Origin of the sequence: Ensifer sp. WSM1721 (assembly GCF_000513895.2) — a bacterium.
Classification (GTDB): domain Bacteria; phylum Pseudomonadota; class Alphaproteobacteria; order Rhizobiales; family Rhizobiaceae; genus Sinorhizobium.
Map to the genome: position 1 here is coordinate 932,659 of NZ_CP165783.1, position 22,868 is coordinate 955,526.

The 22,868-nt window shown below is 62.6% G+C and carries 19 protein-coding genes and 1 pseudogene; 12 read left to right on the top strand and 8 right to left on the bottom strand.

Annotated features, from left to right (window positions below; genetic code table 11):
• Window positions 1-166: 166 nt before the first annotated feature.
• Both M728_RS21890 and M728_RS21895 read left to right on the top strand, forming a co-directional pair.
• Entirely contained in the window at window positions 167-1,420 is a 1,254-nt protein-coding gene (locus M728_RS21890) for a sensor histidine kinase (RefSeq protein WP_026621139.1), read from the top strand.
• Window positions 1,417-2,142 carry a response regulator transcription factor gene (locus tag M728_RS21895; RefSeq protein ID WP_026621138.1) on the top strand — a complete coding sequence of 242 codons (726 nt, stop codon included), beginning with the start codon at window positions 1,417-1,419 and terminating at the stop codon, window positions 2,140-2,142. Before M728_RS21890 ends, M728_RS21895 begins: the two co-directional genes overlap by 4 nt.
• Before the next feature lie 125 nt (window positions 2,143-2,267).
• Here the strand turns inward: M728_RS21895 and M728_RS21900 are convergent.
• Together M728_RS21900 and M728_RS21905 are read right to left on the bottom strand one after the other, a co-directional pair.
• Window positions 2,268-2,480, bottom strand: a pseudogene (locus tag M728_RS21900) (efflux RND transporter permease subunit); the annotation flags it as partial.
• A 35-nt stretch (window positions 2,481-2,515) separates the two neighbouring features.
• On the bottom strand, window positions 2,516-4,498 hold the full coding sequence (locus tag M728_RS21905; protein ID WP_034883729.1) for an acyltransferase family protein: 1,983 nt from the start codon (window positions 4,496-4,498) through the stop codon (window positions 2,516-2,518).
• 380 nt (window positions 4,499-4,878) lie between these two features.
• Between M728_RS21905 and M728_RS21910 the strand changes: the two genes are divergently transcribed.
• A complete protein-coding gene (locus M728_RS21910; protein WP_034883727.1) occupies window positions 4,879-6,177 on the top strand; it encodes a calcium-binding protein in 1,299 nt (432 codons plus the stop codon).
• Between the two features lie 172 nt (window positions 6,178-6,349).
• On the opposite strand, the gene pdxA is transcribed toward M728_RS21910, so the two are convergent.
• The 4 genes from pdxA to M728_RS21930 all read right to left on the bottom strand — a co-directional run bounded on the left by pdxA (window position 6,350) and on the right by M728_RS21930 (window position 10,972).
• On the bottom strand, window positions 6,350-7,330 hold the full coding sequence (gene pdxA, locus M728_RS21915; RefSeq protein ID WP_026621136.1) for a 4-hydroxythreonine-4-phosphate dehydrogenase PdxA: 981 nt from the start codon (window positions 7,328-7,330) through the stop codon (window positions 6,350-6,352).
• Window positions 7,331-7,403: 73 nt separating this feature from the next.
• Complete coding sequence (locus M728_RS21920) at window positions 7,404-8,537, bottom strand: iron-containing alcohol dehydrogenase (protein ID WP_026621135.1); 1,134 nt, start codon at window positions 8,535-8,537, stop codon at window positions 7,404-7,406.
• A gap of 312 nt (window positions 8,538-8,849) precedes the next feature.
• Entirely contained in the window at window positions 8,850-10,052 is a 1,203-nt protein-coding gene (locus M728_RS21925) for an exo-alpha-sialidase (protein WP_026621134.1), read from the bottom strand.
• Between the two features lie 11 nt (window positions 10,053-10,063).
• Window positions 10,064-10,972 (bottom strand): dihydrodipicolinate synthase family protein, encoded by a 909-nt coding sequence (locus tag M728_RS21930; protein ID WP_084044530.1) that lies wholly within the window; start codon window positions 10,970-10,972, stop codon window positions 10,064-10,066.
• Between the two features lie 332 nt (window positions 10,973-11,304).
• Between M728_RS21930 and M728_RS21935 the strand changes: the two genes are divergently transcribed.
• The 8 genes from M728_RS21935 to M728_RS21970 all read left to right on the top strand — a co-directional run bounded on the left by M728_RS21935 (window position 11,305) and on the right by M728_RS21970 (window position 19,443).
• Window positions 11,305-12,948, top strand: coding sequence for an ABC transporter substrate-binding protein (locus M728_RS21935; RefSeq protein WP_026621132.1), 1,644 nt, complete (start codon window positions 11,305-11,307; stop codon window positions 12,946-12,948).
• Between the two features lie 210 nt (window positions 12,949-13,158).
• Window positions 13,159-14,115, top strand: a complete 957-nt coding sequence (locus tag M728_RS21940; RefSeq protein WP_026621131.1) for an ABC transporter permease — start codon at window positions 13,159-13,161, stop codon at window positions 14,113-14,115.
• Window position 14,116: 1 nt separating this feature from the next.
• Entirely contained in the window at window positions 14,117-15,076 is a 960-nt protein-coding gene (locus M728_RS21945) for an ABC transporter permease (RefSeq protein WP_026621130.1), read from the top strand.
• The gene (locus tag M728_RS21950; protein ID WP_026621129.1) at window positions 15,073-16,080 is read left to right on the top strand and encodes an ABC transporter ATP-binding protein; all 1,008 of its coding nucleotides are present in this window, start codon (window positions 15,073-15,075) and stop codon (window positions 16,078-16,080) included. The genes M728_RS21945 and M728_RS21950 overlap by 4 nt, the downstream gene beginning before the upstream one ends.
• Window positions 16,080-17,063 (top strand): ABC transporter ATP-binding protein, encoded by a 984-nt coding sequence (locus tag M728_RS21955; protein ID WP_026621128.1) that lies wholly within the window; start codon window positions 16,080-16,082, stop codon window positions 17,061-17,063. Before M728_RS21950 ends, M728_RS21955 begins: the two co-directional genes overlap by 1 nt.
• Window positions 17,064-17,067: 4 nt before the next feature.
• On the top strand, window positions 17,068-18,144 hold the full coding sequence (locus M728_RS21960) for a four-carbon acid sugar kinase family protein (RefSeq protein WP_026621127.1): 1,077 nt from the start codon (window positions 17,068-17,070) through the stop codon (window positions 18,142-18,144).
• A gap of 17 nt (window positions 18,145-18,161) precedes the next feature.
• Complete coding sequence (locus M728_RS21965; RefSeq protein ID WP_026621126.1) at window positions 18,162-18,920, top strand: FadR/GntR family transcriptional regulator; 759 nt, start codon at window positions 18,162-18,164, stop codon at window positions 18,918-18,920.
• Window positions 18,921-19,158: 238 nt separating this feature from the next.
• Entirely contained in the window at window positions 19,159-19,443 is a 285-nt protein-coding gene (locus tag M728_RS21970; RefSeq protein ID WP_026614866.1) for a DUF982 domain-containing protein, read from the top strand.
• Between the two features lie 88 nt (window positions 19,444-19,531).
• Here M728_RS21970 and M728_RS21975 read toward each other — a convergent pair whose 3' ends face one another.
• Window positions 19,532-20,041 carry a DUF4142 domain-containing protein gene (locus tag M728_RS21975; protein WP_026621125.1) on the bottom strand — a complete coding sequence of 170 codons (510 nt, stop codon included), beginning with the start codon at window positions 20,039-20,041 and terminating at the stop codon, window positions 19,532-19,534.
• A gap of 313 nt (window positions 20,042-20,354) precedes the next feature.
• Between M728_RS21975 and M728_RS21980 the strand changes: the two genes are divergently transcribed.
• Window positions 20,355-21,140: a DUF1614 domain-containing protein gene (locus M728_RS21980; protein WP_051440908.1), complete on the top strand. Its 786-nt coding sequence runs from the start codon at window positions 20,355-20,357 to the stop codon at window positions 21,138-21,140.
• 50 nt (window positions 21,141-21,190) lie between these two features.
• Here the strand turns inward: M728_RS21980 and M728_RS21985 are convergent, their stop codons facing one another.
• Window positions 21,191-22,714, bottom strand: coding sequence for an FAD-dependent oxidoreductase (locus tag M728_RS21985; RefSeq protein ID WP_026621124.1), 1,524 nt, complete (start codon window positions 22,712-22,714; stop codon window positions 21,191-21,193).
• Window positions 22,715-22,868: the final 154 nt, after the last annotated feature.

Consider the following 22,868-nt stretch of genomic DNA (forward strand, 5'->3'; position numbering starts at 1 on the left):
GAGCGAGAACGGGGCGGCTGTACAGGCGGCACAAGGCAAGACGTTTGCGGGTTTTGCACGAGGGGATGCGGGTTTACGCAAGACGCGAGGCCGTCTCGGGCGCTTAACTGAGCAGACGATCGCGACTTGGAGGAGCACGGACGCGATCGCGGGAGGAACTGCGGACATGCCGCATCTGGCGCCGGCCGCACTGGTCGATCATTATCTCGGTATTTCGCGGCTGCTCGCCGGCCAGCTCGATTTCCGTTCCGCTATCCGTGCGGTCGCGGCCGAGATAGCGCACATCATCCCACACGACCATCTCGACGTCTGCATGCTGATGGTCGACGGCAATTACCACACGGCCTACGAAACCGGCATGGACACCGCCTGGGGTAATGTCGCATCGGCGCCGGTCGCCAACAGTCCGATACGTACCCTGCTCTGGGGCGAGGTGGACCATCTGCTGACGGATGATGCCGTCAACGATCCGCGTTTCCACTTCGAGGGTGCCTTCAAGCGGCCGATCATCGAGCAGTCGCTGCGCAGTCGCGTGCACGTGCCGCTGAAGGTTCAGGGAGCAATCATCGGGGCGCTGAGTTGTTCGTCGCAGACGCCGGGCCTCTATGCCGTGGAGGATGTCGACCGCGCGCGCATCATCGCCGACCTCCTGGCGCCCTATTTCTTTGCGCTGCGCGCTGCCGAACAGGCGCAGCAATCGGCGATCGTGGAGGCAGAAGCACGGGCACGCGAGGAAGGCTTGCGGCAGGGGGCGTTGAAGTTGACCGAGGCGCTCGAGCTGGAGCGCCAGCGCATCGGCATGGACCTCCACGATCAGACGCTCGCCGACCTCACCCGCCTCTCGCGCCGCATCGACCGGCTGGCGCGCTCCGGCGAGGTGACCGGCGAAGCGCTCGAGCCGGTATCGCGCGGGCTCCAGCACTGCATGCAGGATCTGAGACAGATCATCGAGCAGGCGAAGCCGTCGATTCTGCAGCTCTTCGGCCTCGCCCAGGCCGTCGAGAACCATCTCGACCGGTCGGTCCGCGACAGTGCCACGCCGATTGAATGGGCGCTCGTCGACGAGACCGCGGGCACCCTCGAAACTCTGGAGCCGACGGTCAGTGTCGCGCTGTTCAGGATCGCCCAGGAAGCTATCAACAATGCGGTGCGTCACGCTCAGCCACTCGCGATCACCGTCCGTCTCAAAGTCGAGGCCGGGCAGCTCGCGATCGAGATAGCGGACGACGGATACGGTATTGCCCGGCACCGCGGGCGCATCGGCGGCGGAATCGACAACATGAAGACACGGGCGCGACTCATCTCGGCGAAGTTCACGATCGGCCCCGGGCGCAACAATTGCGGCACCATGGTAGCCGTTTCGTTGCCGCTCCACCGGAACGCGGAAAGGCCAGCCATTCAGCGGGAGGAACAGCGATGAAGGTTCTGATCGTGGAGGACGACCCCTTGCACCGCTCCTACCTGCACGAAGCGGTCTGCTCGGCGCTCCCCGAGTGCGAGACCGTCATCGAGGCGGAGAATGGCACCGCGGGCGAGCTGCTCGCCCGCGATCATAAATCCGCACACATTGTCATGGATCTGCAGATGACGGGCCGCAACGGGATCGAGGCTGCCCGCACGATATGGAAGGAGCGCCCCGACACGCGCATCCTCTTCTGGTCGAACTATTCCGACGAAGCCTATGTGCGTGGGGTGTCGCGCATTGTTCCGGATGGTGCAGCCTATGGCTACGTGTTGAAGTCCGCTTCAGACGAGCGACTGAAACTGGCCCTCCGCTCGATTTTTGTCGAAAGCCAATGCGTAATCGATCGCGAAGTGCGCGGCCTCCAGCAGAAAAGCATCGGGCACGCCAACAGCTTCACCGATTCCGAGTATGAAATCCTAGTCGACATCGCGCTCGGTCTGACCGACCGGGCAATCGCGAAACGCAGGAATCTGTCGCTGCGCAGTGTGCAGAATCGATTGCAGCACCTCTATGACAAGCTTGACGTCTACCAGGCGAGCCCGGAGGATCGCCTCGACAGCCAATTCAACCTTCGTGCTCGCGCAGTTACCGTCGCGTTCTTGCGCAAGTTGCTGAACTACAGCGCTTTGGAGAGGGCCGAGGCGGAGTTGCAAGGCTGGCTCAACGCTCAGTCCTGAATTCCGATAGCCGAAGACAGCGTTGGCTGCGGCTCAGAGATGGCCGCTACCCGGTCCGGCCAGCCGCACCTGATTTGCTTCAGCCCTACTTGAGAAAACCTCGTGAGTAGTCGCTCATTCGTGGTTTACCGCGTCGCAGGGCGGACGGCCTCGACCCGAGGGCTGAACAACCGTTTGACGCCCTCGGCGAGCTTCTCCATGTAGAGATAGATCACCGGTGTGACGAGAAGCGTCAGCGGCTGCGAAACGAGCAGGCCGCCGACGACGGCGACGCCGAGCGGCTGCCGCAACTCCGCGCTTGCGCCGCTGCCAAGCGCGATCCGCAGCGTCCCCATCATTATCAGGTCAATAGTGAAGCTGAGTTCTTCACCCATCACCTGTCTCCCGCATCGCGGATAATCGGAGCGAGTTGGCGGCCAAGTTCGTCGCTCAATGTGCGCATATAAGTCGCTGTCACGTGATGCTTGTCGTAGTAGACCAGCACATTGCCGATGACCGGCGGGCAGGCTTCGGAGGTGCAGAAGAAATCCGTGAAATCCAGAAAGTGCAAATTTTCCGCAGGAGGGAGTGCCGAGGTCGGACTGGTGCGCGACAGCACCAAATCACGCTTCACGACGCATTTTGGTGAGAAGCGTCCATTGATTTCGACGCACTCCGGTACATCGAAGCCGAACCAGGGCGTGTCGCGCATCGCCACCACCTGGATTCCCGCCCGGGTGAGCCTCTGCCATTGTTGGCGATAGCCAGCCGGCGTATCTTCGATCCCGTCCACCACACGTGTCGAAGTCGTAAAAACCAGATCCGGCTTTTCCGACAGGAGTCGTTTCATCAATTGCTCCTGCCATTTCGCACAGGCTTGGCGATACTCCGGTGGCTCCGACAATTCCTGCGAGCTCAATACGCAACTGCTCTTTGTGTAGGTAACGATCTTCCAGCCGGGATACCGGGAGAAGACGCGCTGGAGGGCCGGTAGCCAATGCACAGTGTGTGAACCGCCTACGAGCGCCAGCACATGGGGCGCATCTGCCGGACCGAAAACGCAGCTAAGCAAGGAGGTCCCCAGCAAAGTCTGATGGCAACCCAGGCGATACACATCTGCATCATCCCACCTTGCGGTCAGCGGGCCGGGGTGGACGGGGATCTCACTCGATAACGGGAACGGTTCGTTGATGGCCGCTGCACCGGGATAATGCGCGGCGTCAGCGACCCGCAGCCGCTCCTCGTTCATCATGCGACTAACCTGACCGTTCCAGATCAACAGACCAGTGGCGATCGCGGCGAGGGTGCCGGTCGCGGCGATCGCCGTCGGCAACGGGCGATCCTTCCGTGCCGAAAAACGTGGCTCGATAAGCTGCGTGGTAACATGCGACAGAAGGATTGAGACGAGCAAAACGCCCGTACCTCCAATGATTCCCGCCGATGTCTGATAGGAGAGGGTCAGATACAAGACCAGGATCGGCCAGTGCCAGAGATACAAACTGTAGGAGATGTTCCCCAGCCATTTCAGAGGGCGCGCGCCGAGCAATCTGGCAACACCAAATCGCAAAGGCGGACCATCGCCGCAAACGAGAATTGCTGCCGCAGCCAGCGTCGGCCAGAGCGCTGCGTAACCAGGGAAAACTGTCGAGACTTCGAGCAGAATGCCGCAGCTCAAAATAGCCACTAGACCAATCCACCCGCCGATGGTGCGTTGTATTGACGTGAGTTTGATATTGGGGAGCAGCAGTGCGACGACGCCACCGAGCGCGAATTCCCAGATTCGTGCAAAAGTATCGTAATACGCGAAAGCCTGATTTCGCGACGTCGCGTAAACCGAATAGGCGAGCGACAGCGCGAAGGTTCCCGTAAGAAACGCCAATAGGCTGACCCGCGATGGTCGCCGCCTGATGAAAGTGAACACGGCGAGTCCAGCAGCCAGGATCAGCAGCGACTGAACCTGCGCGGAGAGTGCCCAGTAATGCTGGAGCGGGCTTCCGACTTGATCTCGTGCGAGGTAGTCGATCGCCGCGTTCGCCAAGTACCAGTTTTCAACGTAAGCAGAGCTTGCGGCGAGCTGATCGATAACGGTCTCCCATCGCATCCTCGGCAGCCAGAACGGCGCCGAAAGAGCGATAACTGCGATCACCGATAAGGAAGCAGGTAGAAGCCGGCGAGCCAACCTCGTGGCGACGAGAACAAGGTCGACGGCATGCCCAGCTTCCGCCTGGCGCGCGAGCGACCCAGTGACCAGATAGCCGGATACGATGAAGAACACATCGACGCCTCCTGAGACCCGGCCGATCCATATGTGATACACCGCGACCAGCATTATGCCGATCGCCCGCAGGCCCTGAATATCATCCCGTCGCGCTGCCATTGCGTGGAGCCACCCCACCCGCGTCTACGAACGTCTTAGAATATCACAAGCTGAAATTGAGTAAGGTCGCGGTTTCGCTTCCTCAATAGGCCAACGCACATGAGACGACCCCCCAAGCCCTAACCCGAAAGGCGTACATCTAAGGGGCGATTTGATACTATCCATCAACTACTTTAGCGTGCTCTTCGCCCGCAATCAAAGGGTGGGTCGAATGCGAACTTTAACTCAGACGGGTGCAAGCTGCGGTTCGACAAGGGTGGGCGGAATATAATCTTGTCGCTGTCGCTTGCGTAATTGCCTGATCGCGGCGTCCCGGAAGCGGATCATCGCAACAGGACAGTTCAAAAGCAAAAGAGCGCCAAACACGAGGGAGAAGATTCATGGCAAGCCTGATCGGTGGAATCCCGCCTTATCGTGGCATCAATAACTTCATCACCGGGACGTTCGACGGTGACTTCATCTTCGGTGATCCCTATACGACTGGTAACACCCTTGGCGTGCGTGAGATCGGCGGGCCGCTGACCGCCGGCAGTGGCGGCAAGGACTGGCTCATCGGTCTCGGCGGCGACGACTGGCTCTTTGGCGATGCTTGGGAGATCGGCGGTACGGGCCGGGGCGGCAACGACTGGCTCATCGGCCTCGGCGGCGACGACTGGCTCTTTGGTGACGCCTGGGAGATCAGCGGTGAGGGCCGAGGCGGCAACGACTGGCTCGCGGGCGGCAAGGGGGATGACACGCTCTACGGCGATGCCAAAATCATGTCCGACCTCGCCCACGGGGGTGACGATCAACTCTTCGGTGGTGAAGGGAACGACACGCTCTACGGCGATGCAGAGGTCATGGGCCCAAATACCGTGGGTGGCGACGACCATCTCGTCGGCGGCTCAGGAGACGATAAACTTCTCGGTGATGGCGCTCAGGTGTCCCAGTTCCCCTTATTTGGCGCCACCGGGGGCAACGATCATCTCGAGGGTGGCGCGGGAAATGACACCCTTCTTGGTGATGCCGACACATCCGGCATAAGCTTGGGCGGCGATGACTGGCTCGAGGGCGGCTCGGGTGACGATTTCCTTGTCGGTGAGGGCGGCATCTACCCCTTCGGCGGCATAGGCGGCGACGACCGGCTCGACGGCGGCGCAGGAAACGACGCTCTTTACGGCGACGACTTCGGTGGCTTGGCCGAAAGCGCCCAGGGCGGCAACGACCAGCTCAACGGCGGCGCGGGAAACGACATCCTCTACGGTGAGGGCTTATTCATGTACGACCACGCCTCCGCCGGCGACGACCGGCTCGACGGCGGCGCGGGAGACGACATCCTCGTCGGCGATGCCGAGTCGGTGGGGCTCGCCTGGGCCGGCACTGACCTCCTGATCGGTGGGAGCGGTAACGACCACCTGTACGGTGATGAGATCGATTTCTCTTTCTTTCAGGGCACCGCCGACCAGTTTCTGTTCGAGCCACACAGCGGGCAAGACACAATCCACTTCTTCGAGCTCGGGGTGGACATCATCCTGATCGACGGTGGCTACGGCTATGCCAGCTTCGCGGAACTGCAAGCCAACATCAGCGATGACGCAAATGGCAACGCGGTCGTGCATCTGAACGGCACGGTCGACCAGATCACTCTGACTGGCGTTCAGGCCGCCAATCTCACGGCCGCAAGCTTCTTCTTCGTCTGAATGGCAGCTTGCGGATGCGAAGGAGACGGGCAGCGCACGCTGGACATGATCGTTTGGTGGAGACGGCGTGACAGCGGAGCGACTCGATCCGATTTTGACCAGCCGCGCCACGGGCTGGTCATCGGAAGCGAGGCCTCCGCGGCGCCCTGCTTGGCCTTGGTCGCCAGGCTAACTATTGCGGCCGCCTCGGCGAGGCAGCAACCAGACGTGCGTAGGCGATCGCTGACAGCATATTGACGTGGTTGGCCTTGCCGGTTCCGGCGATGTCGAAGGCCGTTCCGTGGTCAACCGAGACGCGATCGATCGGCAATCCGAGCGACACGTTCACCGCCGTGTCGAAGGCGACGAGCTTGATTGGGATATGGCCTTGGTCGTGATATTGCGCGACGACGAGATCGAAGGCGCCGTTGTAGGCGCGCGCATAGACAGTGTCGGCAGAAATCGGGCCGGAAACATCGATGCCCTTGGCCTTTGCGAGCTCGACGGCGGGCGCCAGGAAGCGCGTGTCCTCGTCACCGAAGAGGCCGTTCTCGCCGCAATGCGGATTGAGGCCGGCGACCGCAATGCGTGGCTTCCGGCCGAGCCGCATGAAATGACTGTGGCCAGCCTCGATCGTCGCCAATACCCGCTCGACCGTCGCCCGCTCGATGGCGCCGCGGAGCGACACATGCGTCGAGACGTGGATGGTGTTGAGCCGCTCGGAGGCAAGCAGCATGAAGGAGCTCTTGGATCCGGTCAGGTGCGCCAAAAGCCCGGTATGACCGTCGAAATGATGACCGGCGAGGTTCATCGCCTCCTTGTTGATCGGCGCGGTGACGATGCAGTCGGCCTCCCCCGCCAACGCCATCTCGACAGCGCGGCGAATATAGCGGACCGAAGCTTCGCCGGCCGCGGCACTCACCCTGCCGATCTCCGGCAAAGCCGCGTCGAGAGGCACCTCCTCGACCAGAATGGCGCCATCCATCCTGCTCGTCGCAAGGCCCAGGGAAACCCCGGTCGCTTGCTTGGCGCGCTCAAGCGCCTCGATATTGCCGATCACGGTGAAATTCGCGCGCTCCTTGTGCGGGAGCGTCGCGAGCGCCTTGACGATGACTTCCGGCCCGACGCCGGCGGGATCGCCGAGCGTGATTGCGACGCGGGTCTCCTTGCCCATTTTTTCTCTCCCTCAAGGAACGCTCGTCGGTGCCGCGCGTGTCCGAAGCCGTGCGCACACCGGACGGCATGCATCAGTAAGCCGCCTCGTAGATCGCGAGAATGTCGGCGCGCGAGAGGTCGCGCGGATTGTTGTCGAGCAGGCGTCTGATGGCAAAGGCATCGTCGGCCATCGTGCCGAGATCATCCGCCGGGACGCCGAGCTCCGACAGCTTCATCTCGATGCCGAGCGCCGCACAGAAGGCATGAGCCCCCTCGAACACGGACCCGACTTTGTCGGTGACGGGCAGGTTCAGCGCATCGAGGACCGCTTTCGTCTTCTCAGGCACCGCAGGCGTATTGAAAGCGAGCACATGCGGGAAGATCAGCGCATTGGCCGCGCCATGCGCCACGTGCCAGCGGGTGCCGAGCGGATAGGCAAGGGCGTGGCCGCCGGCGGTGTTGACAGGTCCGAGGCAATAGCCGCCATAGAGCGAGGCGAGCGAGAGCCCGGCGCGCGCCTCCGCATCGCTGCCATCGCGCACGGCCCGCGCGAGATAGCGCCCGACGAGCCGCGCGCCTTCGATGGCATAGATGTCGGCTGCGGGATGTGATTTGCGATTGGTGAAGGCCTCGACGCAATGCGCCAGGGCATCAACGCCGGTCGCCGCAGTCACCTTCGGCGGAACGGTAAAGGTCAAGGCCGGATCGATGACGGCGATGTCGGCAAGCATATGGATGCTTTCGACCGCCAGCTTGGCCTTTGTCGTCGGGTCGGTGACGAGCGCACGGATGCCGGCTTCGCTGCCCGTCCCGGAAGTGGTCGGCACTTGGGCAAGCGCGGACTTGCGCGGCCCGGCGACCTTGCCGGCGCCGACGACGTCGACGAGCCGTTGGGATGATCCTGACAGGACCGCCGCGAGCTTGGCGAGGTCCATGGCACTGCCGCCGCCGAAACCGACGATGAGATCGGCGTTCGCACCGTCTGCCGCGGCAAGGACGCGATCGAGATCGCCCGTATCCGGCTCGGCCTTGACTTCACCGTAGACGGTGATCTCACCGGCGAGCCCGAGAGCCTCGATACGCGACGCATTGAAGGCGTCCGAGATGACGAGAGCACGCCGATATCCCTTGCTCTTCGCCCATGCCCCCAGCCTCGCCGCCACGCCGATGCCGAATTCGATCAGGCTCGGCCTCACCATGGAAATGGGCGCTTCCAGATTGTTCATCCGATCGATCCTCCCTGAGCGTGACAGCGGCAACGGCAATCACTAAGATGTAAAGTTGTTATCTCCGATGTCATCAAATAGCAAGTGCATCTCGCGATTTTCTGTCCCGCCCCTGCCGTTTCATGATCCTCGACGACAGGCCGCAGCACCTCGTAACCCAAGCATATCTGTCTGAAATTAATTGTAAGTTCGCGGCTGCCAGCACGGGTCGGCACGCGGTTACGCATGCCGCGTCTTGCAACCGCCGGATCGCGCGACCTCGAACGAAAGAGTTGTCATCTTCAGTGGAAGGTGGGTCGGTTACCCGCAAGTTCACCTTGTCGCTTCGAAGAAATCCGGCTCCAGCCGGACATATTTGATCGCCCGACGGAAATAGGTGTAGGCGATGTGCAGCCTGCCCTCGCCGTCCTCGACGATCGACGGATAGGAGAATTCGCGGTTGAGCGAGTCCTTGGAATTGTTGCTGAGGCAGAAGCCGTCGCCGGTGTCGAGATCGATACGGCGCGGGAAAGACCGCCCGTTATCCGTCGAAAGCGCGAGGCTGAGCGGCGCCCGGGGAACGCCCCAGACGGCCGGACGAGCGGAGGCGATCGCCTCGCCTGAGGTGCCGCTAGCCTCCCCGCCTTCGCCCTCGATCTCGTCATAGAGCGAGTGGCGGCGCGCGTCCGACATGGAAGCATTGCTGTGGTTGTAAACCATTGCGATCGCGCCGTTTTTCATGCGCACCGCCTGGATCGAGGAGTTGTTGTTGGGCAGATCCACGGGCTCGGGCGGCGTCCAGTGGAGCCCGCCATTCTGCGAGCGACTGCTGAGAATATTGGTCGCGAAACGGTTGCGATAGAAGGCAACCATGGCGTCACCACCGGTCGGCACGATGTTCATGTGCACCGCACCTATACTGTCCGGAACCTCCTCTATCGTCCAGCTCTTGCCTTCGTCGCGCGAAATCAGGACGGCCGCGCGGTCGACGTCGCCGGTCCAGCGCCGCCCGGGCTGGCTCATGCAGCGGAAGACCGGCAACAGCCAGTTGCCGGCGCCATTCACGACGACCGGCTGGCGCACGAAAGTTCCGGGAATGTCGCAAAGCACGTCCGCCGGGCCGAAGGACTTGCCGCCGTCGGCGGATATCCGGCGTTTGACCACGGCCCCGTCCTGGTTGCCGGAGGTTTGTGAGGTGAAGAGCAGCCACACGCGCCCGTCGGGTGCCGTAAAGATGAGCGGATTTTGCTCTGACTTTTCCCGATCGTCTGACATCTTTTCCGGCTCGGACCAACGGTTTGCGCCGGCCTCCAGTCGCGACATGTAAACGGAGATGTCGCCCATTCCTTCCATCGTTCCGCCGAACCAGACGCAGCTCAAGGCGCCGTCGGGAAGAAAGGCGAGATTTGCTGCATGGTTTTGCACCGAGGGCGAGGGAAGAAAAGACTCGTACCGGCCGGGCTCCCCGGGGATTGCCGCCACCTCCCCCGTCATCCGGGGCGGGACCTCATGCGGCTCCAGAGCGGAATACGCCATCCGATCCTCCCTCACGCCAAAGCTGCAAATTTAACCGCGAGGTCCGCGCGCTCGCTCGCGCTCAGCGGCATCAGCGGCGGCCGCGTCCGGAACCAAGCATTCTCGCCGTGTCTCAAGCCGAGCATCGCCTTGATCGTCGGGATTTGGACATAGGCGTTCGACAGCGTCCGGTAGGCATTGATGCGCGCCTGCGCCGCTTCCACCTCTGCCGTCCTGGCCGTGTCGGACACATGATCGAAAATGAATCTGAGCGAGTCCGCAATGAGGTTGGATGTGGCGGTGATGCAACCTGCACCGCCCGCTTTAAGGAGCGGCAGCAGCAGCGGATCGGCACCGGCAAGTACCGAGAAACCCGGCAGTTCGGCGACCAGAGCCTGCATGTTGGCGAAATCGCCGGCGGAATCCTTGATGCCGACGACGGTGTCGGGGAAAGTAGCGGCGAGCCGCTTGACGAGCGGAATCGAAAGCGGAATGCCGGAGACTTGGGGAATGTGATAGAGGACCACCTTCAGCTGGCTGTCGCCGATCGTTTCAATGATTTGCGAATAGGCGGCGAAGAGCCCCTCATCGCTCACGCCCTTATAGTAGAAGGGCGGCAGCATCACGACCCGGTTCACCCCGCGTGAAAGCGCATGCTTCGTCAGTGCGATCGTTTCCGGTATTGCCGCAACGCCCGTTCCGGGCATGAGCCGGTCGGGCGCAATGCCCGCAGCAAGAGCGCTTTCCAGAATGGACCTGCGCTCGTCCTGGGAAAACGAATTGGCCTCGCCCGTCGTGCCGAGCAGGGCGATCCCATGACATCCATTGTCGATGAGCCGCCGGCAATGATCCGCGAAGAGCGCGAGATCGGGCTCGCCATTCTGTTTGAGCGGCGTCGCCGCCGCTGAATAGACGCCGGCCACCGCATGTTTCATCTTCATGTGCCTCTCCTCCGACGGCTCTCGGCAAGATCTTTTTACAAGATCACCGGCTGGCGGCTTCGACTGCCATTTGCCTCGGCTCGCGAGTGCTCCGCCCTCCACTTTTGTCTTCAACATCGAGCTTGTTGTCAATATGGAAATCCGGATCGAAAATTTAGTCGTCAGCTAATATGTTGATATATATACATTCTTGTCTCGACGAAAATCCCAACGCGCCGTTTCTCCGCATTTTTCGTTGACATATTTACAATATAGGTGAAGTCTAAGGCCAATCAGAGCGCCGCTATCCGGGGGAGAGCGGAGGCGCTCGATTTCACGCACGGGAGGAAGAAATGACCAAACGGAATGATCTCGACGTTGCCGCCATTTCGCGGCGAGAGGCGCTGAAGCTCGGATTGGGCGCCACCGTAGCGCTCACGATCGCGGGCATGAATGCACGCATCGTCATGGCTCAGGAAGGCCAGGTGCTAAAAGTCGCCAATCCGGCCTTCAATCAGGATTGGTCGCCGCTGCGCGGGGGCGGCGTGCCCTACCGGTGGAATTCAGCCTGGTGGGCCTCGCCGATGTATTTCGACAGCGAAGGCAAGATTCATCCTTATGTCTTTGCCAGTTGGGAACCTTCCGAGGGCAACAAGGTCTGGACCTTCAAGATCGACCCCAAGGCGACCTTTTCCGACGGCAGCAAGATCACGGCCGAGGACGTCAAGGGTTCATGGAACGTCTCGGCGATGCCGAACACCAAGAACCAGCGCGCCGACCAGGTCCTGAGCAAGGTTGCGGGCTACGCGGATGTCAGCAGCGGCAGCGCCAACGAGCTTTCAGGCGTGGCGACGCCGGACGAAGGCACTGTCGTCGTGACGCTCAGCGAAGCCGATCCGATCTTCTTCATGCGCCTTGCCAACCACATCGCCCCGATCACCAAGGCGTCGCAGTCGCGCGGCGAGGACGGCGAGGAGATCCAGGATTGGTATATGCCGGACAGCGGCGCGGTCTATTCCGGGCCGTTCAAGCTGACGGCGATCGACCTCGACGCCGGCACCCTGACATTCGAGCCGAACGAGAACTTCTTCGGTCCGAAGCCGAAGCTTGCCCGCATCGAGATCGCTTCGATCGAAGACAACGTCACGGCGACGTCGCTCATCAAGTCCGGCGAGTTCAACGCGCACACGGAACTCGTCACCTCGACGATCATCCAGGATCTCGGCGCCGAGTTCGCAGCCGGTCCGATTATCCCCACCAGCCAGCACTTCTGGTTCAACACCGCGCGCAAGCCGATGGACGATCCGAAGGTGCGTGAGGCGCTGATCCGAGCGGTCGACCGCGATAGCCTCATGAAGGCATCCTTCCCGGACGGCCCGCACAAGAAGACGGACCAGATCCTGAACTCGGTACCGGGCGCCGACAATTCCGGCTTCGAGCCCTATCCTTACGATCCGGAGGGCGCAAAGAAGCTGCTTGCCGAATCGAGCTATGGCGGGCCGGAGAAGCTTCCGAAGCTTCTCTTCGTCGGCATTTCCGGTCCGGCGATCGAGGCGGCGGCGCAGTTCATCGCCGAACAATGGCGCCAGAACCTCGGCATCTCGGCGGTCGACATGAAGCCGCAGCAGGATGCCTATGCCGGGCCAGACCAGAACGCGGTCCAGATTTTCCGCGACGACGTCGGCACGCGCGTGCCCGATGCCGCCTCCTATCTGCAGGGGTCGATCGCCTCGACCTCCTCGAATGCCCAGAACAAGCTCGGCGGCTATAAGAACGAGAAGGTCGACAGCCTGCTCGCGCAAGCCGCCACCAAGGCAGCCGACGATCCTGAGCGCGTTGCTCTGGCGCAGGAGGCACAAAAGGCCTTCCGCGACGACTGGGCCTTCATCCCCTGGTATGCTCAGGCGATGTCGCGCTGGGCCACCGCCGAGGTGAAGGGCATCGACAAGAACCTCGACTGGCAGGTCGCAGAGCCGTGGAATATTTCGATCGGCTGATGCCGCCGACGACAAGATTGCTCACGTGCGAGGTCCAAAGCGCCCTCGCACGTGAGCGAATGCATGGATCGAAAGCGACGTTTTTCGAAGCGGTCCGTGTTGAGAATAGCCGGTTCAAGCAGCCTTCGGACGCTTTGCACCGGCCACGAGTGAGTGTGGCGTTCGGGACCTGATCGGGGCCCGCTGGCGTCATGCGGGAGGATTTGCGGCATGCTGCGCTACATCGCGACACGATTTGCCATCTGGGTACCGTCGGTTCTTCTGGTGATGATGGCGGTCTATGCCCTTGCCTTCTATGGAGCGGGCGACCCGATCAAGCTGATTTTCCTGAGGGCGCCCGGCGACGTCGCCTACAATCCCGAGCGCATCGAGGCGATCCGCGAGAGCGCGGGGCTGAACAAGCCCTTCATCGAGCAGTTCGGCTATTACGTCTGGAACCTTCTCCAAGGGGATTTCGGCAATTCGCTGAGTTCCGGGCGCTCGGTCTGGGCGATGGTCAAGGCAGCGGCCCCAGTGTCCTTTAAGTTGGCGCTTTGTTCGATCATCCTGACGGCACTCGTCGCGATCCCACTCGGCATGATCGCCGCACTCAACCAGAACCGCCGCCTCGATTACATCATCCTCGGCTCGGCGCTCTTTCTCTGGGCCATTCCGGCCTATGTCGCCGGGCCGCTGCTGATGGTCGGCCTGATCGTCCTCCTTCCCGGCGTCAACGTCCCCTATGGCTGGGGCGGTGTCTTCGACATCCGCATTCTCCTGCCCTTGATCGTGCTCTCGTTTCAGCCGATCGCTCTTATCATCCGGCAGACGCGCGCGGCGGTCATCGAGGTGCTCTCCGAAGATTTCGTCCGTACCGCGCGCGCAAAGGGCGTGCCCGAGATCGTCGTGGCGCTGAAGCATATATTGAGGCCGGTCCTGACGCCGGTCGTCACCCAGCTCGGCCTCATCATGATCACGATCGTCAACGGCGCGATCTTCGTGGAGCTGGTTTTCGGCCTGCCCGGCCTCGGACGCCTCACCGTAAAAGCGCTCACCAATTCCGACTATCCGGTGATCCTCGCGATCACGCTCATCGGGTCGTTCCTGGTGATGATTTCGAACCTGCTCGTCGACATCCTCTATCCGCTGCTCGATCCGCGCGCGGCGGATACGAGAAGGAGCCGCTGATATGTCCGCCGTTCAAACCGAGCCCGCAATGCTTTCTGAGGAGCCGCCGGTCAGCCTGTGGCGTGATGCCTGGTACCGGCTGAAACGAAACCGGCTCGCGATCTTCGGCCTCTGCGTTATTGTGCTGCTCGCCTTCACGGCGCTCTTCGGTCCCTATCTGACGCCCTACGACTTTCTCGGCCAGGATCTCGAGGCGCGTAACCAGGCGCCCTCGCTTGCCCATCTCTTCGGCACCGACGATCTTGGTCGCGACGTCTTCAGCCGCGTCGTCTATGGCACGCGGACAGCCTTTCTCGTCGCCGTCGTGGTCACCGCCATCGCACTTGTCATCGGCACGGTGCTTGGTGCGGTCGCCGGCTTCTTCGGCAACCCGTTCGATCGCGTGATCATGTGGCTGACCGACGTGACCATGTCGGTGCCGAACCTGCTTCTCGTGGTTGTCATCAACGCGTCGCTGAAGACGCCGATAGCGCAATGGATGGAGGCGCGTTATCTCGAAACGCTCAATCCTTTCTATCGCGAGACGGTCTGGATCGACTTCCTGCTCGTCTTCGGCTCCATGGCGCTGATCTCCTGGCCGCCTTATGCGCGGCTCGTCCGTGCCCAGGTTCTGTCGATCCGCAGCCGGCCCTATATCACCGCCGCTCAGGCGCTCGGCCTTTCGAACCGGATCATCCTCACTCGCTACGTGATACCGAATGCGCTCGGACCACTGATCGTCGCCGTCAGCGCCGGCCTCGGCACGGCGATGGTGCTCGAGAGCGCCTTCTCCTTCCTCGGTGTGGGGGTCAATCCGCCGACACCGAGCTGGGGCAACATGATTTCGGACGGACTGCGCGTCTGGCAGCACTATCCGCATCTGCTTGCGGCACCGGCAGCCGTTCTCGGTCTCGCATCCGTCGCCTTCTCCTTCCTCGGCGACGGCCTCAATGACGCTCTCAACCCGCGAGGCAGCAAATGACCGGCATGAAGACGGAAAACCGCCTGCTCGACGTCAAAGGCCTGACGGTCGAGATCGAAACCCGCAGCGGCCCTGCAGTCGTCGTCGACGGCATCGACCTTCACGTCGACCGGGGCGAGACGCTCGGCGTGGTCGGCGAGTCCGGCTGCGGCAAGAGCCTGACGATGCTGAGCCTCATGCGGCTCCTGCCCAATAAGATCCGCGTCGCCAAGGGCGAGGCGCATTTCGACGGCCGCGACCTGCAGAAGATGTCCAATCGGGACCTGCGCAAAGTCCGCGGCGGCGACATCGGCTTCGTCTTTCAGGATCCGATGACCTCGCTCAATCCCGTAATGCGGATTGGCGATCAGCTTGCCGAGCCCTTGATCTACCATCGCGGCATGAGCAAAAAGGAAGCGCGCGGGCGGGCGGTCGAGCTCCTGCGCCTCGTCGGCATTCCAGGGCCCGAGCAGCGGATCGAAGCCTATCCGCACGAGCTCTCCGGCGGCATGCGCCAGCGTGTGATGATCGCGATCGGTCTTGCCTGCGAGCCGAAACTGTTGATCGCCGACGAGCCGACGACGGCGCTCGACGTGACGATCCAGGCGCAGATCGTCGATCTCGTGAAGGGCTTGCGGGAAAAGCTCGGCATGTCGGTGGTCTGGATCACGCATGACCTCGCGCTGATCGCCGGGCTCGTCGATCGCGTCATCGTGCTCTATGCCGGCACCGTCGTCGAGGATGCGCCGGTCGACGAGCTCTATGCGCATCCGCGCCACCCCTATACGCGCGGGCTGCTCGCCTCGATCCCGAAGCTCTCCGATCAGCCGGCATCGCGGCTGAATTCAATCGGCGGAACGCCACCCGAGCCCGGCCGCAGGCCTCAGGGCTGTCCCTTCGCGCCCCGCTGTCCGCTGGCCATGGACATCTGCCGCACACATGTGCCGAAGCTCGAACCCGTCACCGCCGCGGGCAGCCATCGCACCGCCTGCTTCGCCGCCGAGAAAGCCCGGGAGGCCGCCTGATGGGTGCAGAACCTCTTCTGAAGATCGAAAACCTGGTCAAACATTTCCATGTCCGTCTCGGCGCCTTCGGCGAGCGGGCAGCGACGGTGCATGCGCTCGACGATTTCACCCTGGATATCGAGGAGGGCGAGACCTTGAGTCTCGTTGGGGAATCGGGCTGCGGCAAGTCGACGACCGGTTTCACCATCCTGAACCTGCACCGGGCGACCGCCGGCAAGGTTCTCTACAAGGGCCAGGACCTGACCGCGCTCGACGAAAAGCGGATGCGGCCGTTCCGACGCGATCTGCAGATCGTCTTTCAGGACCCCTATTCGACGCTCAATCCGCGTATGACAGTCGGCGAAGCGATCGGCGAGCCGATCCTCTTCCACAAGCTCGCCACCAAGACGGAGCTCGAGGGAAAGGTGGCGGCACTACTCACGGATGTCGGGCTGCCGCCGCGCTTTGCGTCGCGCTACCCGCACGAGCTTTCGGGAGGCCAGCGCCAGCGCGTGGTGATCGCGCGGGCGCTCGCCTGCCAGCCGAAGTTCATCGTCTGCGACGAGGCGATCTCGGCGCTCGACGTCTCGATCCAAGCGCAGATCATCAACCTGCTCCTCGACCTGCAGGAGAAATACGGCCTCACCTATCTTTTCATCGCCCATGATCTCGCGGTCGTACGCCACATCTCGACCCGCGTCGGCGTCATGTATCTCGGGCGGCTGGCGGAGCTCGCCAGCCGCGATGAACTCTTCGAGATGCCGCTCCATCCCTACACGAAGGCGCTGCTGTCGGCCGTACCGGAGATCGACCCGCAACATGAGCGCGACCGTAAGCGGCAGATCCTTCAGGGCGACGTCCCAAGCCCGCTCGACCCGCCCGCCGGCTGCCGCTTCCATACACGCTGCCCGATCGCCATGGAGGTCTGCCGCCGCAAGGTCCCGAGCTGGAAGGAGGCGCGCCCGGGGCACCTCGTGGCCTGCCATGCGGTGAACGGCGAATAGAGCCATGACCATTCGCGTCGCCATCGTCGCTGACGATTTGACGGGCGCTCTCGACACAAGCGCGCCCTTCGTCGATGCCGGCTTGAGCGTTGCCGTTGCGCTGGACGTCGAAGCCGTCGAGGAGGCGATTGGGACCGGCGCGGACGTCATCGTCGTCAACACGCTGTCGCGCGCGCTTGCTCCCGTTCAGGCGACCGAGCGCGTTGTGAGAGCGGCAATCCTGCTTAAGCGGGTCGCGCCTGAATTCGTCTTCAAGAAGATCGACTCGCGGCTCAAGGGCAATGTCGCCGCGGAGAGCGAAGCGCTCGCCGCTTCCTTTAACCGCCGCCGACTCCTCGTCGCGCCGGCCGTTCCGGACCAGGGGCGCCACACGCGCGCGGGTCATGTCGTCGGTTTCGGCGTTGCCGAACCGCTGCCGATAGAGCCGCTGTTTGCCGGCTGTGAGACGAAGGTACGGGTTGCCGACGCGGCGTCAGATGCCGATTTGGATCACGTCGTCTCGAGCCTGGACGGGTCGAAAACCATTGCCGTCGGTGCGCGCGGCCTCGGCTCGGCACTTGCGCGCCGCTTGGCGACCCGGCCTGCGAAGAGCCCTTTCGAGCCCTGCGAGCGAACCCTGTTCGCCTTCGGTTCGCGCGACCCGATCACGGGCGCGCAGATGGACGCGCTGCTCGCAAGCGGCCTTGTCCGCGACTATCGCGAAGCGCCATTGGGGGAAGTCCCTGCTGACGGCAGGCCTGCGATGCTGCCAATGCTCTTGAGATGCTCCGGCGAACTGAGCGATGCGGCGGACGGGGTGGCGCAGCGCTTTGCCGCGAGCGTCTCGCGCATCGCGGGCGACACAGAGCCCGACATGCTGATGATGGGCGGCGGCGACACGGCATATGCTATCCTGCGCTCGCTGGGTGCCCGCGTGCTTGCGCCGAAAGGCGAGATCGAAGCTGGCATTCCTTGGTTCGAGGCGGGGCGCTCGGGCGGCAAGCGAATGCGCTGCGCGGTGAAGTCGGGGGGCTTTGGCAATCCGCAATCTCTGATAAAGATCTTGCAGGATAGGCCGAAGACACTGCAAGTCAGGCAATGAGAAGGATGGTGAATCGCATGACGGACAGGGCCGAGACGGGCCGGGAGATCGCAACCGAAGCGAAAGCGGAGCGTGGCAGATCGGTGAAGCTCGTCGATCGCGTCTTCGATCAGTTGCATGAGCGCATTCGGACCGGCAACTACGCCCCCGATTCACGCCTGCCCGGCGAACACGAGCTCGCCTCCATGCTCGGCGTCTCCCGTCCGGTGGTCCGCGACGCGCTGAGCCGTCTGCGCGAACAGGGGCTCATCTATTCGCGCCAGGGTGCGGGCACCTTCGTCAGCGCCCAGGTTTCGGCGGCCGCCCAGCTTGCCTATTCGCCCGTCAAATCGATCGCCGACATCCAGCGTTGTTATGAGTTCCGCCTGACGATCGAGCCGGCCGCGGCCTACTACGCCGCTCAGCGGCGAGACGAGGCGGCGATCGCCCGGATTGCAGCAGCCTTGGCCGAACTGCGTGAGGCGACGAGCCACCAGCTTCACCGCACCGACGCGGACTTCCTCTTTCACAAGGCCGTGGCAGAGGCGTCGAACAATCACTACTACACCGCCTCGCTTGAAGCCTTGCGTGCGCATATCGCCGTTGGCATGCATCTCCATGGGCTTTCCCTCATGGGCCCGCGGCCGGGTCTCGAGCAGGTCTATGAGGAGCACAAAGCGATCTTCCGCGCGGTCGCCGATGGGCGCGCAGAGGATGCGCGCGACCTGATGCTGCAACACCTGGAAGGTTCGCGCGACCGGCTCTTCGAGGGAAAGGTGCTGGATCTGTCCTTCTGAGGCGAGATGAGGACAAGCGGGGGTTTTTCAGCACGCCGGCGGCGTAGCGTATTCAATCGGATAGACGAATTGAGCCTTGCTCGACGCGGTACGTCGACGAGCATACCACTATCGTCTCGATCATCAGGCTTCCCCAATTCCGCCGCGCGGCGCACACTACGCAACTATCAATGTGATTCGGGCGGGGAACGGAAACAATGCTGCTCGCGTTTGATCGGCGAGCAATCAGGAGGTCTCGATGAAAGAGATTCCCTGGCGTGCACCCCTGGCGGTGACGCTTCAAAGCGGTATTCAGCGACGGTTCTGCGGACCCTATGACGCGCTGGACTTCCTCGAGCATGAGTGGCCGACCCACGGCAGTCGTTACCAACGGGCCGTCAGCGACTGCCGGGCGGCGATATCACGGGCGCAAAGTCCCGATATCTCGAGAGCGTCGTTCATCGGCGCATGCGTGGAGGCTTCGCTGATGTTTACGGATTTACGAGCCCGCACTCCACGAAGCAAACGCGCCAGCGCGGGATGAGGATAGTGTGCGCGGTCGGATCGACCTAAAATCATCGTGATCTAAGAGCGAGGCCCGTTTGTAGCGTCACGTTTGCCCCGCGCGCCGATCAAGGCCCCGTCAGCGACTGGACCTGGATCAGATGCGTCCTCATCGTCGGGTAAGTGGCCTCGGCAAAGGCTTTCAAGGCACCGGCCTGTCCGTGTTCCGCGTAATTCCTGAAGAGTTCAACGGCTGATTCATGGGCCGTGACCTGGGACGAGAGGTATGCCGGATCGAAGTCGCCGCCTTGCAGCGCACTCAACGCCGCCAGCTTCTCCTCGCTCTCCTTGTCGAGCGTGTCCGCCAGTTGGACGCCATCCTTGCGGGCAGCCTCGGCCAGCTCCTTGCCGGCTCTGGAATGATCCGTCCGCATCCGCTCGGCGAAATCGAGGACCTGCTTTCCCCTACCCCGCTGCCGCGCCAGTTCCGCGGCTTTCAACTCGAAAAGGTTGGAGATCGCTACCTGCCGCGCGAATCCCTGGGCATCGACGGGCAGCTTTTTCTGCTGTGCGAAGCCTGTCCCCACCGAGGACAGCAAGAGTAATGCCACGCCAAGGTTGAGATTGAGAGATTTCATGACGCACCTCCGAGCGCAACCCAACCAGCGGCTCGACTTATCGTTCCGGCACTTCAGGATGGTGTTGGAGCGACCGCAACGGTCTGAAGAGACGACTCTATTCGGGCGCGTCGAAGCTAGGACGAGCCGGAACGGCCACCCCAGCAGAGATTAAATCTTCGTAAGCTGTTGAAATAGCACTAGACCTCGCGACCGCTTGCCCCGATGCTTCCCGCTGTATCGGCGGCTCCAAGCCCCGCCGCTGCTCAAGATGGTTCTGGAACGCGCTCCGTTCCTCGAGCCCTCGGCCGCAAGGAAATTCGCGGAGAGATCAATGCGATTCAGCCAGTTCCACTACCTGCCGCTTCCTGCTCCGCTCTTCTCCGCCTTGGCGCTCCTGTTTGTCTTGCTGGTCGCGCTGATTCAGATCGGGGTTTTGCAATACGCTTACACCCGCCTTGGCATCAGCGCCCGCGCCGCCCTTCTCATTCTCCTCGCATCGCTGCTCGGCAGCTATCTCAATCTCCCTCTGGCGGAATTGCCGGGGCAGCCCGTCCTTTCGGGACAGGTGGTCGATTATTTCGGCATGCAATATGTCGTGCCGGTGGTTGTCGATTGGCCGGGAACCGTGATCGCGGTCAACGTCGGCGGCGCGCTGATCCCCAGCCTGATCTCCATCTATCTGCTCGCCAAAAAGAGCCTATGGGGCCGCGGCCTGCTGGCTACGGTGGCCGTGGCTGCGGTGTGCCACGCGCTCGCCCGGCCGGTACCCGGCCTCGGCATTGCCCTGCCCATTCTCGCTCCTGCCATTACCACAGGGATCGTCGCCCTGTTGCTGTCGCGGCAACATGCCGCTCCGCTCGCCTATATCGGCGGCAGCCTCGGCACACTCATCGGAGCCGATCTGCTCAACCTCGACAGTCTGCAAGCGCTGGGAGCACCGGTCGCCTCGATCGGCGGCGCCGGGACGTTCGACGGGATCTTCGTCACTGCCGTCCTCGCCGTGCTGATCGCCAGCATCCCGGGCACATTCCGTCGCGCGCGCGGAGAACGCCCGCCCGCCGGCGTGCCGGAGGATTCGGAGACCAGACCGCGCGACGCAGGCGGCCATCATCAATGACCTAGTGCCATTGGCCCGGATCGGACGCGTATGCGGCCAAGGTCCGCAGGTCAGCGCTCGACCTTCGAAAGCGGCTTGAAGGCAGGACCCTGCAATGGTTCGCCGTCCGCGGAAAAGTGGGATCCATGGCAGGGGCAATCCCAACACTGTTCGAAGCGGTTCCAGCGGACGACGCAGCCCATATGGGTGCAGCTCGCGCTGCATAGTTTGAGATCGCCCTCTTCGGTTCGAAAGGCGGCAGTCATTTTGCCGTCGAGCTTCACAAGGGCCCCTTCGCCGGGACGGATGTCATTGAGCGAAGCAACCTCGCCGCCGCCAAGACGCGCCGCCCAGTGCTTCGCAGCGTCCACATTCTCCCTTGCGAACTCGATGGCGCCGCGCAACATCAAGCGACCGGGGTCATAGACGTCGGCCCAAGGGCTGACACCGTCGTCGATCAGGTCCCGGATCAGCAGTGCTCCCGCCACTCCCGTGGTGAGGCCTTCTCCACTGTCTCCGGTAATGACGTAGACCTGGTCGTATCCCGGGCTTCTCCCAATGAACGGCACATAATCCGAGGGTTCGAACACCTGCCCGGACCACTTGTGGCTTATTGGGCCGAGCTCCGGAAAGCGCTCCCGCGCCCAGGCCTCAAGCCGGGCCAGGCGCTCATCCATGTCGTCCGCCTCGCCGGTCTTGTGATCCTCGCCGCCGATGATGAGCGTGTCCTCGTCGCTTTCCGGCTGAAGACGAACATAGTGATAGCCCGGCTCCAGGGTGTCCCAGATGAGCGCGTCCGGGGCCGCGCCCTTTGCAATAGGACCGGCGATCACATAGGTGCGGTAGGGGGCCTGTTTCGTGTGGATGGGAATACGAAGGTGAAACGGCGAATTGGTCGCCACCACGACCCTGGCGGCCGTGATGATACCGCCGGTGCCGGTTTCGGCGCGCACCTGATGATCCTTCTCGTCCAGGCCGACGATCGGAGTTTCAGGATAGAGTGCGGCACCGCGGCGATGCAGACTTCCGACGAGCCCGTCGAGATACTTCAGCGGATGGAATCGACCCTGGCGCGGAAAGCGCAGGGCCGGACCGGAGCGCCAGGTGCCCGGGCCGTTGTCGACCCATTCCGCGTCTGCGAAGCCTGCGGTCCGGGCTGCGTTCAGTTCCTTGCGCAGATATTCGGCATCCTTCTCTTCCGCCGGAACGAAATAGCCGTCGATCCGCGCAAAATCGCAGTCGATCGCTTCCTGGCGACAAATCTCCTCAATGCGATCCACCGCCGCGCACTGGCTTTCATAATATTGCCTGCATGCATCCGCTCCGCGCAGCGAACGCAGCTCTTCGAAATAGTCGTCGAGCTCGAAGGCCAGATGAGCGCTGGTGCGCGCGGTCATGCCGCGGCCGACAGGTCCGCGGTCTACGACTGCTACCTGGTGGCCCGAACGGACCAATTCGTAAGCACATGAAAGGCCGGCGATTCCAGAACCGATGACCAGTATTTCCGTTGTCAGATCACCCGCCAGTGGTGGACCGTCGTAGTCCATCGGGTGCTCCATCCACAGCGAGCGGCTACGTTCCTCCCCGGCATTCATGGCGAACCTCGACGGATGCGGTTCCCCCATAACGCGCTTTCGCGGGGCGAGTTCCGGTGATCAGCCGAAGATACGCCGGCAATCGGCTGTCCCCGTGTCGGCGGCCTGCCGCCTTCAGGAAACTCGGAAACTTCCTCGGGTTGCAGGCGTTCTT